This is a genomic window from Sodalis sp. RH22 (assembly GCF_047324165.1).
In the GTDB taxonomy this organism is placed as follows: Bacteria; Pseudomonadota; Gammaproteobacteria; order Enterobacterales; family Enterobacteriaceae; genus Acerihabitans.
Map to the genome: position 1 here is coordinate 1,927,662 of NZ_CP178731.1, position 12,820 is coordinate 1,940,481.

Consider the following 12,820-nt stretch of genomic DNA (forward strand, 5'->3'; position numbering starts at 1 on the left):
ACGGCGGGCAAGGATAAACAAATGGTATGGTATGCGTTACACCGGCTGTTGGCGCTGATCCCGGTATTGCTGGTGGTGGCGGTGGTGGTGTTCTGCCTGGTGCATCTTGCGCCGGGCGATCCGGTGCTGGTGGTTCTCGGCAATGACGCCCGGCCGGAAGACGTGCTGGCGATGCGCGCCAGGCTCGGCCTTAACCGGCCGCTGGTTGAACAGTTCTGGCTATGGTTTTCCCGCATCCTGCAAGGCGATCTGGGGTACTCCCTGTTTATGCGGGAAAGCGTGATCACGCTGTTCATGCAGCATCTTAGACCCACGCTATCGCTGGCGTTGCTGGCGCAGGGCATGGCCATGCTGCTTGGTATCCTGGGCGGCATCGCGGCGGCTTACCGGCGCGGGCGCTTTACCGATCGCCTGATTATGGCGCTGGCGACCTTCGGGCTGTCGATTCCGGGCTTTTTACTCGGCCTGTTCCTGATTTTCTTTTTTGCCGTCCATCTGCGCTGGTTTCCGGTGATCGGCTATAAATCCGGCCAACTCAGCCTGTGGCAAAACCTGCATTACCTGTTCCTGCCGGCGCTGGCGCTGGCCATCCGCATCGCCGCCCTGCTGGCGCGCATGACCCGCGCGGTCATGCTGGACGTGCTTCATGAGAACTACATCAAGACCGCGCGGGCCAAAGGCGTTCCCGAACGGGGGGTATTGCTGCGCCATGCGTTTAAAAACGCCTGGATCCCGGTACTGAATATCTGCGGCGAATCCTTTGGATCGCTTATCACCGGCGCCATCGTGATTGAAAGCGTGTTCGGCATTCCCGGCGTCGGGTCATTGATTATCGATTCCATCGAGCGGCGGGATTTTACCGTGATCCAGGGGTCGGTGCTGCTGATTACCACCAGCTACGTAGTGATTAACCTGCTGGTCGATCTGTCGTTTGGGTGGATCGATCCGCGCCTTAAGGTGAAGGCGTGATGCGCCGCCACCCCGCTTTTTCGCAACGCATGGCGCCCGCGCCATGGCAACCAGGAGGGCCGCGCCATGACGGGATTGTCGCGTCATAAAATGATGCTGGCCGGCGGCGTGATACTGCTGCTGCTGGTCGTGCTGTCACTGGCCGCGGGGTATTTCAGCCCCTACGATCTTTATGCCCTCGATCCGCTCAGCCGGTTAAAAAGCCCGACCGCGCAGCATTGGTTCGGCACCGATAACTTTGGCCGCGATGTGTTGACGCGCGTGGCCTACGCCATTCGCATCTCCCTGCTGGTGGGCATGTCGGTCGCCGCGGCCGCCGGGGTATTCGGCTTGATAACCGGCCTGCTGTCCGCCTGGTACCGGCCGGTGGATCTGATCGCCATGCGCGTTTGCGACGGCCTGTTTGCCTTCCCTTCCCTGTTGCTGGCCATTGCCATCGTCGGCATCCTGGGGCCGAACACCCTGAATGTGGTATTGGCGCTGTCACTGGTATATATCCCCTCCATCGCGCGGGTGGTGCGCTCGGCGGCGCTGGTGATTAAGGAAAAGAATTATATCGAGGGCCTGAGGGCCCAGGGCGCCACCGACGGGCGCATGATCTGGCGCCATATCCTGCCGAATGTGATGTCGCCCTTTATCGTGCAGATCACCTTTATTTTTTCCGTGGCCATTCTTACCGAGGCGGCGTTAAGTTTTCTCGGCTCCGGTGTGCCGGCGCCGATGCCCAGCCTGGGCAATCTGCTGCTGGAGGGTAAAAAAGTGATCTTTACCTCCTGGTGGATGACCTTTTTTCCCGGCATCTCGATCGTTATCCTGATCTTAGCCCTTAATATCCTCGGCGACGGCCTGCGCGACCTGCTGGATCCCACCATCCGCCCCTTGCCGCGACGCGTGTTGGGCATGTTAAGAGACAGGCCTTAGCGTTATGGCAGACAGTATGATACCCGGCGCCCCGCTGCTGGCGGTGAATGACCTGGTGGTCAAAATAGCCACTGAACAGGGCGTCGTCAGGCCGGTGCGCGGTATTTCTTTCGCCGTGAAGGCGCATGAAACCCTGGGCATTATCGGCGAATCCGGCTGTGGTAAAAGCGTCACCGCCGAAGCCGTTATGGGGCTGCTGGACCCCCGCATCACCGAGGCGCAGGGCAGCGTACGCTTTAACGGCCGCGATTTGCTGGCGCTATCGCAGCGCGAGCGGCGCGCCATCCAGGGCAATACCCTGTCGATGGTTTTCCAGGATCCGCTGTCGAGTTTAAACCCGCTCTTTACCGTCGGCCGCCAGATCGGCGAGAGCCTCCAACTGCACGCCGACCTGTCCCGCCGGCAGCGGGCCGCGCGGGTGATGGCGCTGCTGGAACAGGTGGGCATCCCGGATCCGGCGCGTTGTTGCGCCGCTTATCCCCATGAAATTTCCGGCGGCATGCGCCAGCGGGTGATGATTGCCATGGCCGTGGCCTGCCATCCGGCGCTGCTTATCGCCGATGAGCCGACCACCGCCCTGGATGTGACGATTCAGGCGCAAATCCTGCAGTTGCTGGAGTCGCTTAAGGCCGCCAACGGCATGGGCATCATTTTGATTACCCATGATTTGTCGGTCGTCGCGCAAATGTGCCAGCGGGTAATCGTCATGTATCTGGGTGAAGTGGTGGAGGAAGCCGACGTCATGACCTTATTCGACCGGCCCCGGCACCCCTATACCCGGGGTTTGATGGCGGCAATCCCGTCGCTGCGCGGCGCGCGTCAATCCCGGCTGACGGAAATCAAGGGCAGCGTGCCCCCGCTTACCGACAGCCCGGCCGGCTGCGGCTTCGCCCCCCGCTGCCCGTTTGCCGGCGCCATATGCCGGCGTCATCCGCCGCTGGCGGCGATAAGGGATGGCGGCGCGACCGCCGGCCCGGAGGCTTCGCGTCATGCCGTGCGCTGCTGGAAAGCCGAAGAACTCGACCGGGAAACAGTATTATGAACCCAACTGCCGTTTACCCGCCGCCGCTGTTGCGCGTTAGTCACCTGACGAAAAAATTCAAAGTCCGCCAGGGTCTGCGCACTCGCTGGATCACCGCGGTGGATGACGTTAGTTTTCATGTTGATGAGCGGGAAACCTACGCCTTGGTGGGTGAATCCGGCAGCGGCAAAAGCACGACCGGCAGGACGCTGCTGCGGCTCACCGACGCCAGCGCGGGGCGCGCCGATTTTGCCGGCCGCGATATTTTCAGCCTGTCGGCGGCGCCCCTGCGCGCCCTGCGCAAAGATATACAGATGATATTCCAGGATCCGCTGTCCTCCCTGGATCCCAAGCGTACCATCGGTTACAGCGTGGCGGAGCCGTTAATTATCCACGGTATCGGTAATAGCGCCGAACGCGAGGCCCGCGTCGGGCAACTGCTCGCCAGGGTGGGTTTCAGCCCGGCGGACGCCAAACGCTATCCGCACGAATTTTCCGGCGGACAGCGCCAGCGCGTGGGCATCGCCAAGGCGCTGATCCTCAATCCCCGGCTTATCGTCTGCGACGAGCCGGTCTCGGCGCTGGATGTTTCGATTCAATCGCAGATCCTGAACCTGCTGCTGGAACTGCAGCGGGAAAATGGTCTTGCCTACTTATTTATCGCCCACGATCTCAGCGTTGTGCACCATATCGCCGATCGCATCGGCGTCATGTACCGGGGACGCCTGGTGGAGGAAGCGCCGGCGGATGCGCTGTTTGCCGACCCCCGGCATCCCTATACCCGCTATCTGCTGGCCTCGATACCGCCGTCGCATCCGCGTTTGAAAACCGTCGCCGCCACGCCCGCCCTCCGCGCCGATACGGGGCCGCATACGGGCCGGGGCTGCGTCTTCAGCGGCAAATGCCCGCACGCGATGCCACGCTGCTTTACACAGTTGCCGATTGATCGCCGCGTCGGCGACAGGCATCATGTTGCCTGCCATCTTGCCGGCTGATCGGCGCGCGCCGCAACGCCGGGGCGGGCGGGCATGTTTTCTAACCAATCTGGATTGTCATGACCATTGTGAAAGATAACCCCCCTGAACAGGCTTTACCGGTCGCCCGCGCCGGCCGCAAAGTGCTGGGCGCGGCCAGCCTGGCGCATTTATATCATGATGGCGCGACCGACATGCACTACCTGCTGTTTGCCGTGTGGCAGCAGCAGTTCGGCCTGTCGATGATGCAAATCGGGCTGCTCAAGACGCTGTTTTCCGGCTCGCTGGCCGTCTGGCAGATTCCGGCGGGCGAACTGGGCAAAGCGTTTGGCGAGCGCAGGCTGTTAATCGCCGGCACGCTGCTGTTGTCCGCGGCGTTATTTTTATATGGTTTCTCCGGCGGCATCCTGCCACTGATGGCGTTGATTATCGTGGGCGGCATGGGCGCCAGCGTGCAGCACCCGTTGGCATCAAGCTATATTTCACAGTATTTTACCGTCCGGCAGACCCGGCTGGCGCTAAGCACCTATAACTTTTTCGGCGATGTCGGCAAGTGCCTGATTCCCAGCGCCATTTCTGGTTTATTATTACTCATCGCCTGGGGCTGGTCGGTACGGGTCATCGCGGTTACGGGCATCCTGGTGGCCGTCGGCCTGCGCTTTTTGTTGCCCCAACGCGTTGCCGGACAAGCCGGCGTTGCGCCGTCGCCGGGACGGGAAGGCGCCGCCTATCAGCCGCTGCCCCGCGTCCCCGAGGCCAGACGCCGGTTAGCCTTTATCTCCTTATGCGTTATCGGCAGTCTGGATAACGCCACGCGCGCCGGCACCCTGACGTTCCTGCCTTTTTTACTGGCCGCCAAGGGCGCGACGCCCGCCGGCGTCGGCTTCGCGCTGACCACCATTTTTATCGGCGGCGCCTGCGGCAAATTAGTCTGCGGCGCACTGGCGCCCAGGCTTGGGGTATTACGCACCGTGGCCGTCAGTGAAATATTCACCGCCGCGCTTATTATTGCTCTGTTATTTACCCCGTTAACCGCCAGTTATCTGTTGCTGATTCCCTTAGGCATCGCGCTAAACGGCACGTCTTCCATCCTGTACGGCACCGTGGCGGAACTCGCCAAACCCGGCCAGCAAACCCGCGCTTTTTCCATTTTTTATACCATCTCCCTTGGCTGCGGAGCCCTGATGCCTATCGTCTACGGCGCGCTCGGCGATCGTATTGGTATCGTTCCCGCGCTGAATATCGTGGCGCTGTTGCTTATCGGCGTGCTGCCGCTGCTGCTGCCGTTAAGGGTCATCAGCAAATAAAATTTTGCGGATGATGGATTAAAAAAAAAAGGATTTTCGCCCTCCAGCGGTTATATTCTACCGATAGTTCAGCGGCCTTACGGCAACCCATGTTCTGTCCGCCGCTGTTTATTTAGCGGATTAAGCGGGGCGCCATGGCTGCGGCTGTAACAATTTTTATCTTCACGATCGTATTGGTTATCTGGCAGCCCAAGGGACTGGGCATCGGCTGGAGCGCCATGCTCGGCGCCGGGCTGGCGCTCGCGAGCGGCGTGGTAGAGGTGGCTGATATCGCCGTAGTGTGGCGGATAGTATGGAATGCCACCGCCACCTTTATCGCTATTATCATTATCAGTCTGTTGCTCGATGAGTGCGGTTTTTTTTCCTGGGCGGCGCTCCATGTCGGCCGCTGGGGAAACGGCCGTGGCCGGCTGCTGTTCAGCTATACCATTCTGCTGGGCGCCGCCGTATCCGCCTTGTTCGCCAATGACGGCGCAGCGCTTATCCTCACGCCAATCGTGATGTCCATGCTGCTGGCGCTGGGGTTCAAGCGCAGCACCACCCTGGCGTTTGTCATGGCGGCGGGTTTTATCGCCGATACCGCCAGCCTGCCGCTGGTGGTATCGAACCTGGTGAATATCGTCTCGGCCGATTATTTCAAACTGGGTTTTAATGCCTATGCCTCGGTCATGGTGCCGGTCAATATTGCCGCCGTGGCCGCCACCCTTATTACGCTGCACCTGTTTTTCCGGCGTGAAATACCGGCAAACTATGACGTCGCGCGCCTGCCTGCGCCGAAGGATGCCATTCGCGACCCGGCCACCTTCCGTACCGGATGGGTGGTGCTGATCCTGCTGTTGGGGGGCTTTTTCGGCCTGGAACCGCTGGGCGTTCCGGTCAGCCTGATCTCCGCCGCCGGCGCGCTGATCCTGTTTGTGGTGGCGAAAAAGGGCCGCGCCATCAATACCGGCCGGGTGCTGCGCGGCGCGCCCTGGCAAATCGTTATTTTTTCCCTGGGGATGTACCTGGTGGTGTATGGCCTGCGCAACGCCGGTCTGACCCATGCGCTGTCCGCCCTGTTAAGCCGGTTCGCCAGCCAGGGCCTGTGGGTGGCGACGCTCGGCACGGGATTCCTGACCGCGTTCTTATCTTCCGTGATGAATAACCTGCCCAGCGTACTGGTCGGCGCGCTGTCGGTGGAAGGCAGCACCGCCACCGGCGTGGTTAAACAGGCGATGATTTACGCCAATGTCATCGGCTGCGATCTCGGGCCTAAAATCACCCCCATCGGCAGCCTGGCCACCTTGCTGTGGCTGCATGTGCTGGCAAAAAAGAATCTGAGCATTTCCTGGGGTTATTATTTTCGCGTGGGAGTGGTAATGACGCTGCCGGTACTGCTGGTGACGCTGGCGGCATTGGCCCTGCGCCTGTCGTTACCCTTTTAATGCCAGGCGCGGCCAGCGGCTATTCGCCGGCCGCGCCGGAAGATCAGTTTTTCATTACAGCATATTTACCCGGCCCTATCAGCATAATCACCAGGCCGCCGAAAAAGTAGAGCGCTTCCGTTTCCAATGCCCAGGCGCCGACATTCGTGAGTTTATAAAAATGCCCCATGCCAACCAGCAGGGTAGCCACCAGCAGATTAAAAGCGATAATAAACGCCGCCGGCCGGGTCATAAACCCGACAATAATCATGATGGGGGCAATAATTTCGCCGATAAAGGCGCCATAGGCGATAAAACCGGGCAACCCGTGGCTTTGCAATAAATCGGCGATCCAGCCGACGCCGTGCTGGGTTTTGGCGTAACCATGAAATAACAGTAATATGCCGAAGGTCAGGCGTAACAGAAGCTTACCCGCGTTGGGGCCATCCACAAAACGTGCAAATCCGTTATTAATAGCAGTAAGCATAAGGGTTATCTTCAATAATATTCGTCACAATGTAGGGCTACGTTAACCGATATCCTCTCCGGCATCTAATCAAATAAACTGATAGAGATAGTCAAAAAAGTATCATGTTATTTAATCTGATGACGCCGACAGCAATATTGTCGCGGTTGATAAATAAAAGCATGAGGAAAATAGTTCAACCTGCCGTGGGTAATAATACCGCGATGGATTATAGCCGCGCCCGGTCAGCCGATCCCCGCCTGATGCAAATCGTGCAGATTAAGCGCGCCGACCAGGCGTCCCTCGGTATCCACGACCGGCGCGGCGGTGATATGGTGCTGGTGCAACGCCGCCAGCGCCGCCCCGGCCCGCCATTCCTGCGGCAACCGATAGCCCGGCTGGGTCATGGCATGCCCGACGCACTCGTCCAGTCCATGTCCTTTCACCAGCCAGCGGCGCAGATCGCCGTCGGTAAATACGCCCGCTACCCGATTTTCGCTATCGCATACCGCCACCAGGCCAAGACCGGTTCGGCTCAGTTCCAGCATGGCGTCCAGCACGCTGTCCTGCTGCTTGATCCTGGGCAAACGGTCGTCGCGGCGCATGACATGATGCACCCGGTTCAACAGACTGGCCCCCAGGCTGCCGCCGGGATGCGATCGGGCGAATTGCTCGGCATCGAATCCGCGGTAACGCATCAACGCCATCGCCAGCGCGTCGCCGATCATCAGCGTGTTCACCGCGCTTGACGTGGGCGCCAGCCCCATCGGGCAGGCCTCCCGCTCAACGCTGATATCCAGCACGCAGGCGGCGGCCTGCGCCAGCGGTGAATCAAGGTTGCCGGTAATGGCCACCACCGGGATACCGCTTTCGGCCAGCAGCGGCAAAATCAGCCTCAGTTCCTGGGCGCGGCCGGAATAGGAGATAAACACCACCACGTCCTGGCTGCCTATCATGCCCAAATCGCCGTGCAGCGCCTCGGCGGGGTGGACAAAAAACGCCGGCGTGCCGGTACTGGCCAGCGACGCGGCGATCTTTTTACCGATATGCCCCGATTTGCCCATGCCGGAAATCACCACCTTTCCCCGGCAGCCGAGCAACAGCCGGCAGGCGCGCGTTACGCTGTCGTCCAGGCGGTCGCGCAGGCGCCGCGCTTCGGCGATCTCGATATCGAGGGTTTCCCGCGCGTACGCCAGCAACCGGTCACTCATCGTCTTCTCCCACCAGCATCACTTCAATGCCCCTCTCCCGCAGCGCGGCCAGGTACACCGGGTTAATATCGCGATCGGTGATCAGCAGATGGACGGCGTCCAGTTCGCAGACCACGTTGGGGCTTTTACGACCGAATTTAGAGGAATCCACCAGCAGGATGAGCTGCTGCGCCGCGCGGCACATGGCCTGGCTAACCGTGTGGACTTCGTTGAAGGTGGTCACGCCCGCGTTCAGGTCCACCCCGTCCGCGCCGATAAACAATTTATCGAAACTGAAATGGGAAAACGCCGCTTCGGCCAGGCTGCCGTGAAACGATGCCGAGTTTTTACGATAAGTCCCCCCCGGCATCAGGATGGTCTGATCGTTATCCAATTCTACCAGTTCATTGACAATCGTCAGGCTATTGGTCATCACGGTGATATTATTAAACTGCGCCAGATAGGGCACCATTTGCAGCACGGTACTGCCGGCATCGAAGATCAGGGAATCGCCGTCGTTAATCAGGCCGGCGGCCCGGCGGGCGATTTGCTTTTTCTTGGCGGTATTGATATGGGTCTTGCGGTCGATGGGCTGATCGCCCTCCTCCCGGCTTAATACTACCCCGCCATACGTGCGGATAACCGCCCCCTCTTCTTCCAGCAGGGTTAAATCCTTGCGTATAGTGGTACCCGTGGTGGCAAAACGACTGGCAAGATCCTCCACGGCCGTTTTACCGTGCGTTTGCAGGTATTCCAGAATTGCCGCATGGCGTTGCTTTGGTTTCATAACAATTTCCGAATCGATTGGCGAAATAGCCACTGACGGAGATTATACCTTGAATACCATTCCAAATGAAAGATACCACCTTTTAAAATGAAAATATCATCATTTCGGTTCAATCGCTAAAGACAGCGCGGTTTGCAATGCCGGATCGCGCGGAAATATGACATACGGAATGAGCTGTGCTTTTGACAGGCCGATTAACGCCGTCAGCCGCCGTGGCCGGGCAAATACCGTGATGCCGCGCAGGATAAAACCATCGCATACCCGCTGCTCGCCGTCAAAAGCCAGCGCCAGTACCACCCTGGCCTTAAAGCGGCCGGCGGAACGGCCCACGCCCACGTGTCCCCGCAGGCACAAGGCGTCGAAAGCGCGGTTGAAACTGCGGATTTGCCATCCGCCCAGGATAATCTGGCCTATCCAGGCCACGATCGCGATTGACACCAGCAGCGCCGTTGCACTCATCCGGGCATCTCCTCCAGGAATAATTGCCCCGCCGGAGGCTTCCGGCGGGGTGGGTGCGGGTCAGAACATCACCTGCCCGCCGGTAATATTAATGGATTGCCCGGTGCAGTAAGAGGCTTTGTCACTGGCATAAAACAGCAGCATATTCAGCACATCCTGATACTCGCAGCCGCGTTTCAACGGCACCTTGTCGATATAATACTGTTCGACCTGATCCGCGCGCAGGCCAAGCTTTTTCGCATATTGCGGCAACAGCGACTGGAACATCGGCGATTTAAGCAAGTTGCCCAGCATCAGCGAGTGAACGGTGATGCCGTACTCCGCCAGATCCAGCGCCAACGATTGAGTCAGTCCCACGCCGCCGAACTTGGCGGCGCTGTAGCCCGAATTATGCTTACTGCCCACTTTACCCGACTTGGAGTTTATTTGGATAATCCGCCCGGCGATGCCGTCACGGATCATGAGTTTGGTAAATTCGCGCGCGCACAGGAAATAGCCCACAAGGTTCACCTGCAACGACAGATCAAAATCCACCAGTGCAAACTGGGTGATAGGCGCCGCCTTGGCCAGGCCCGCGCTGTACACCAGCAGGTTGACCTGGCCGAACTGCTGGTCGACCTGCTGCGCCAGACGCGTCACGCTCTCTTCGTTCGTCGCGTCCGCGCCAAAACCAAATGCCGTTCCCTCCCCCAGGCGATCGTTGATATCCGCCGCCACCTGCCAGGCATGCTGCGCATTTAAATCGGCCACCGCCACCCGGTACCCGGCCTGCGCCAACCCTGCGCATAAAAAGGCGCCGAGGGTTTGACCACCACCAATGACTACCGCAACCTGCTTCATACACGTGCTCCTACAGAATAATAAATCAAGACAAAATGGCTAATACGCTGCCGACGGGGATATCGGCCGGGGTCGGTCCCGCGACATGGACGGTGCCGGGATATTCCGCCTGCCCGGCGCCGTCAAAACGGATGGTGATATGGCCCAGTTCGCGCAGGTTACTGGTCGCCACGTCGCCCACCGCGGTGATGGGGAACGCCTCGTTCGCCAGGGTCAGCGTCTCGCCGGCCCGCAGCTCGCCCTGCATATCGCCGTGGCGGTGGATAAAACAGTAGGCCTCGATATCTTCCGGCGCGCCCTCGCGGAAGGTAATCAGCATATTGTCGGCCAGCGACTCGCGCGCGTTTTCGCCGACGCGGGTAAAGATGGTCTGGTAAATCGTCTGCATACAAACACCCTCATCAAAAGACTTCATTGGTAAATAAAACCGGATACCGCCCAGGCCAACAGAACGGTCGGCGCGCCGGTCAGGAAACGACCGACCAGTACCGACGGCACCCCCACCCGGACCGTATCCTGCTTGGCTTCGGCCAGCGACAGGCCGACCGGGATAAAATCGCAGGCCGCCTGGGCGTTGATGGCAAACAATGCCGGCAGCGCCAGATGGGGGGGAATATGGCCCTGGCCTATCTGTACGCCGACCAGGACGCCGATAACCTGCGCTATCACCGCCCCCGGGCCGAGAAACGGCGATAGCAGGGGAAAGGAGCAAATCAACGCCAGCGTCACCAGGCCGATGGGGCTATTGGCCAGCGGCGTCAGGCCGTGGGCGATAAAATCACCCAGTCCCGAGGCGATAATGATGCCGATAAGCGCGGAGACAAAGGCCATAAAAGGCAGTATGGTTTTCAGCACGGTATCAATGGTTTCGCGCCCGGCCTGGAAAAATACCGCCACTACCGATCCCATGCCCATACCGACTTTCGCCAGCAGCCCGTCGCTTTGCTCGGTAATTTTTTTGCTGGTGTCGTAATCACGGCCGGCGCCCTTGGCCGCCGTGCCGGTATCCCTGACGCGCTCGTTGGCGGCCTGCGGCTGCGGCGACGCGTTGGCCGCCTGGGTATCATCATCCGCCAGCGGTTGGATATTCTGCTCACGCACGCCGGAGACATAAATGTCCTCCAGGATAAATTGCGCCAGCGGACCGGAGCGGCCGGTGGCATGGATATTGACCGTGGGAATGCGCCGCTTGGGGTAAATGCCGCAGCGCAGGGTGCCGCCGCAGTCAATCACCACCACGCCTATCTCATCCGCCGGCGGTTCCCCTTCCTTGAATCCGTCCACCGCCGGCCAGCCGGTGAGCCGGCTCAGGCGATCGACAATCGCCGGACGCGTGCCCGCCGTGATATACACCACTTTTTTGCCCGGCACGACCTCAATCAGCAAGGGCCCGCCCCAGCCGCTTTCGCCTTTTTCAATACGGATAAATGTATTCATCGCCTTCTCCTGGGATTACAAGCGGACATGCTGATCAAGTTGGATATGCATTTTGCGTTCAAAAATCGACGTGGTCAGATCGGTTATCCACCCGCGGAAAAAGTTGGTGAACATGCCGACCAGCAGGTAGCTGACCGCCAGCGGCCCCAGCGGCAGGTTCAGCGTGGTCAGCCCATTGGCGATGCCGAGATAGACAAACAATTCGCCGGGGTTGATATGGGGAAACAGGCCGTTCATGGAGTGGCAGCTGTAAGAGGCGGCGGCGTAATAGCTGGGTTTGTATTTTTCCGGCATAAAGCGGCCGAGGCTTAAGGTCATGGGATTGCAAAAGACAAAGGTGCCGATAACCGGCAGCAGCAGATACCGCGACAGCGGATTACCCGCGCAGCGCTGCGCCAGTCGTTCAATCCTGCTCTGGCCCACAAAAACGATCAGGGCATTCATAATGACCAATAAACTGATAAGCAGCGGGAGGATGCCGGTAACCATGCCGACAAACACCGAACCGCCTTTTTGAAACAGGCCGATAAACCACTCGGCGCCGTGGGCGATCACGTCAATCATAATTTTCTCCATTTCGGGGTACGAACAAGGAAAAGCACCTTTGGCAATACGGGCGTCGATGTACTGCGCTGCTTAAGATAGGCGACTTAGGTTATGGTTTGTTAGATATACGTCACGTTTTGAAAGTTATTTCTTTTGAAATGAAATATTATTGATCGTTTTTGTAATCTTAATGAAATACTGACAATGACATTGCGGGGATCACGGCCCCGTTGGGACCGGCGGAACGGGCTGAAGAAGGAACAAGACAGCGCGCGTTAAGCGCCAAAACCGATACCGGCGCCATCCGGACATTTTCACTTGAGGTTAATCTGAAAGCGACGGCTTTTATGTTGCTCCTGCGCCGGTGATAAAACCCTATATTCTCTTTAGTTCAACATCAGCATCAGCAGATTATTTCGCACAAAAATCATCGCCAACCGGATGCCCCTCGCCATGCGCCTCAACTACGCGTTGCCGCCGTCCTGATGAAGTAAAGATAG

The 12,820-nt window shown here is 59.1% G+C and carries 14 protein-coding genes; 6 read left to right on the forward strand and 8 right to left on the reverse strand.

From position 1 onward, the window contains the following. The first annotated feature begins 21 nt into the window (after window positions 1-21). The 6 genes from ACL2XN_RS08705 to ACL2XN_RS08730 all read left to right on the forward strand — a co-directional run bounded on the left by ACL2XN_RS08705 (window position 22) and on the right by ACL2XN_RS08730 (window position 6,616). The gene (locus tag ACL2XN_RS08705) at window positions 22-969 is read left to right on the forward strand and encodes an ABC transporter permease (RefSeq protein WP_413730682.1); all 948 of its coding nucleotides are present in this window, start codon (window positions 22-24) and stop codon (window positions 967-969) included. A gap of 66 nt (window positions 970-1,035) precedes the next feature. Next, window positions 1,036-1,890 carry an ABC transporter permease gene (locus ACL2XN_RS08710; RefSeq protein WP_413730683.1) on the forward strand — a complete coding sequence of 285 codons (855 nt, stop codon included), beginning with the start codon at window positions 1,036-1,038 and terminating at the stop codon, window positions 1,888-1,890. Window positions 1,891-1,894: 4 nt separating this feature from the next. Beyond that, window positions 1,895-2,932, forward strand: a complete 1,038-nt coding sequence (locus tag ACL2XN_RS08715; RefSeq protein WP_410015703.1) for an ABC transporter ATP-binding protein — start codon at window positions 1,895-1,897, stop codon at window positions 2,930-2,932. Further along, window positions 2,929-3,906 (forward strand): ABC transporter ATP-binding protein, encoded by a 978-nt coding sequence (locus ACL2XN_RS08720; protein WP_410015704.1) that lies wholly within the window; start codon window positions 2,929-2,931, stop codon window positions 3,904-3,906. Before ACL2XN_RS08715 ends, ACL2XN_RS08720 begins: the two co-directional genes overlap by 4 nt. Before the next feature lie 59 nt (window positions 3,907-3,965). Beyond that, entirely contained in the window at window positions 3,966-5,192 is a 1,227-nt protein-coding gene (locus ACL2XN_RS08725) for an MFS transporter (RefSeq protein ID WP_413730684.1), read from the forward strand. Between the two features lie 134 nt (window positions 5,193-5,326). Next, window positions 5,327-6,616 carry an arsenic transporter gene (locus ACL2XN_RS08730; protein ID WP_410015706.1) on the forward strand — a complete coding sequence of 430 codons (1,290 nt, stop codon included), beginning with the start codon at window positions 5,327-5,329 and terminating at the stop codon, window positions 6,614-6,616. A gap of 43 nt (window positions 6,617-6,659) precedes the next feature. On the opposite strand, the gene ACL2XN_RS08735 is transcribed toward ACL2XN_RS08730, so the two are convergent. From ACL2XN_RS08735 to ACL2XN_RS08770, 8 genes are all read right to left on the reverse strand, one after another. Continuing rightward, window positions 6,660-7,082, reverse strand: a complete 423-nt coding sequence (locus ACL2XN_RS08735) for a DoxX family protein (protein WP_410015707.1) — start codon at window positions 7,080-7,082, stop codon at window positions 6,660-6,662. Window positions 7,083-7,306: 224 nt separating this feature from the next. Beyond that, window positions 7,307-8,272: an arabinose-5-phosphate isomerase GutQ gene (gutQ, locus tag ACL2XN_RS08740; protein ID WP_413722452.1), complete on the reverse strand. Its 966-nt coding sequence runs from the start codon at window positions 8,270-8,272 to the stop codon at window positions 7,307-7,309. After that, complete coding sequence (gene srlR, locus ACL2XN_RS08745) at window positions 8,265-9,038, reverse strand: glucitol operon DNA-binding transcriptional repressor SrlR (protein WP_410015708.1); 774 nt, start codon at window positions 9,036-9,038, stop codon at window positions 8,265-8,267. The genes gutQ and srlR overlap by 8 nt, the downstream gene beginning before the upstream one ends. 99 nt (window positions 9,039-9,137) lie before the next feature. Beyond that, window positions 9,138-9,497: a transcriptional regulator GutM gene (gene gutM, locus ACL2XN_RS08750; protein ID WP_410015709.1), complete on the reverse strand. Its 360-nt coding sequence runs from the start codon at window positions 9,495-9,497 to the stop codon at window positions 9,138-9,140. 60 nt (window positions 9,498-9,557) lie between these two features. Further along, window positions 9,558-10,337, reverse strand: a complete 780-nt coding sequence (gene srlD, locus ACL2XN_RS08755) for a sorbitol-6-phosphate dehydrogenase (protein WP_413728659.1) — start codon at window positions 10,335-10,337, stop codon at window positions 9,558-9,560. Window positions 10,338-10,362: 25 nt separating this feature from the next. Then, window positions 10,363-10,725 carry a PTS glucitol/sorbitol transporter subunit IIA gene (gene srlB / locus ACL2XN_RS08760; protein ID WP_413730685.1) on the reverse strand — a complete coding sequence of 121 codons (363 nt, stop codon included), beginning with the start codon at window positions 10,723-10,725 and terminating at the stop codon, window positions 10,363-10,365. A gap of 23 nt (window positions 10,726-10,748) precedes the next feature. Then, window positions 10,749-11,774, reverse strand: coding sequence for a PTS glucitol/sorbitol transporter subunit IIB (locus tag ACL2XN_RS08765; RefSeq protein WP_410015712.1), 1,026 nt, complete (start codon window positions 11,772-11,774; stop codon window positions 10,749-10,751). A gap of 15 nt (window positions 11,775-11,789) precedes the next feature. Continuing rightward, window positions 11,790-12,338, reverse strand: a complete 549-nt coding sequence (locus tag ACL2XN_RS08770; RefSeq protein ID WP_410015713.1) for a PTS glucitol/sorbitol transporter subunit IIC — start codon at window positions 12,336-12,338, stop codon at window positions 11,790-11,792. Window positions 12,339-12,820: the final 482 nt, after the last annotated feature.

Coding starts and splice junctions, on each gene's coding strand:
- gutM (WP_410015709.1), bottom strand. CDS start 9,497: ATGAGTGCAACGGCGCTGCTGGTGTCAATCGCGATCGTGGCCTGGATA.
- ACL2XN_RS08725 (WP_413730684.1), top strand. CDS start 3,966: ATGACCATTGTGAAAGATAACCCCCCTGAACAGGCTTTACCGGTCGCC.
- srlR (WP_410015708.1), bottom strand. CDS start 9,038: ATGAAACCAAAGCAACGCCATGCGGCAATTCTGGAATACCTGCAAACG.
- ACL2XN_RS08705 (WP_413730682.1), top strand. CDS start 22: ATGGTATGGTATGCGTTACACCGGCTGTTGGCGCTGATCCCGGTATTG.
- srlB (WP_413730685.1), bottom strand. CDS start 10,725: ATGCAGACGATTTACCAGACCATCTTTACCCGCGTCGGCGAAAACGCG.
- ACL2XN_RS08710 (WP_413730683.1), top strand. CDS start 1,036: ATGACGGGATTGTCGCGTCATAAAATGATGCTGGCCGGCGGCGTGATA.
- ACL2XN_RS08715 (WP_410015703.1), top strand. CDS start 1,895: ATGGCAGACAGTATGATACCCGGCGCCCCGCTGCTGGCGGTGAATGAC.
- ACL2XN_RS08735 (WP_410015707.1), bottom strand. CDS start 7,082: ATGCTTACTGCTATTAATAACGGATTTGCACGTTTTGTGGATGGCCCC.
- ACL2XN_RS08720 (WP_410015704.1), top strand. CDS start 2,929: ATGAACCCAACTGCCGTTTACCCGCCGCCGCTGTTGCGCGTTAGTCAC.
- ACL2XN_RS08765 (WP_410015712.1), bottom strand. CDS start 11,774: ATGAATACATTTATCCGTATTGAAAAAGGCGAAAGCGGCTGGGGCGGG.
- ACL2XN_RS08770 (WP_410015713.1), bottom strand. CDS start 12,338: ATGATTGACGTGATCGCCCACGGCGCCGAGTGGTTTATCGGCCTGTTT.
- ACL2XN_RS08730 (WP_410015706.1), top strand. CDS start 5,327: ATGGCTGCGGCTGTAACAATTTTTATCTTCACGATCGTATTGGTTATC.
- gutQ (WP_413722452.1), bottom strand. CDS start 8,272: ATGAGTGACCGGTTGCTGGCGTACGCGCGGGAAACCCTCGATATCGAG.
- srlD (WP_413728659.1), bottom strand. CDS start 10,337: ATGAAGCAGGTTGCGGTAGTCATTGGTGGTGGTCAAACCCTCGGCGCC.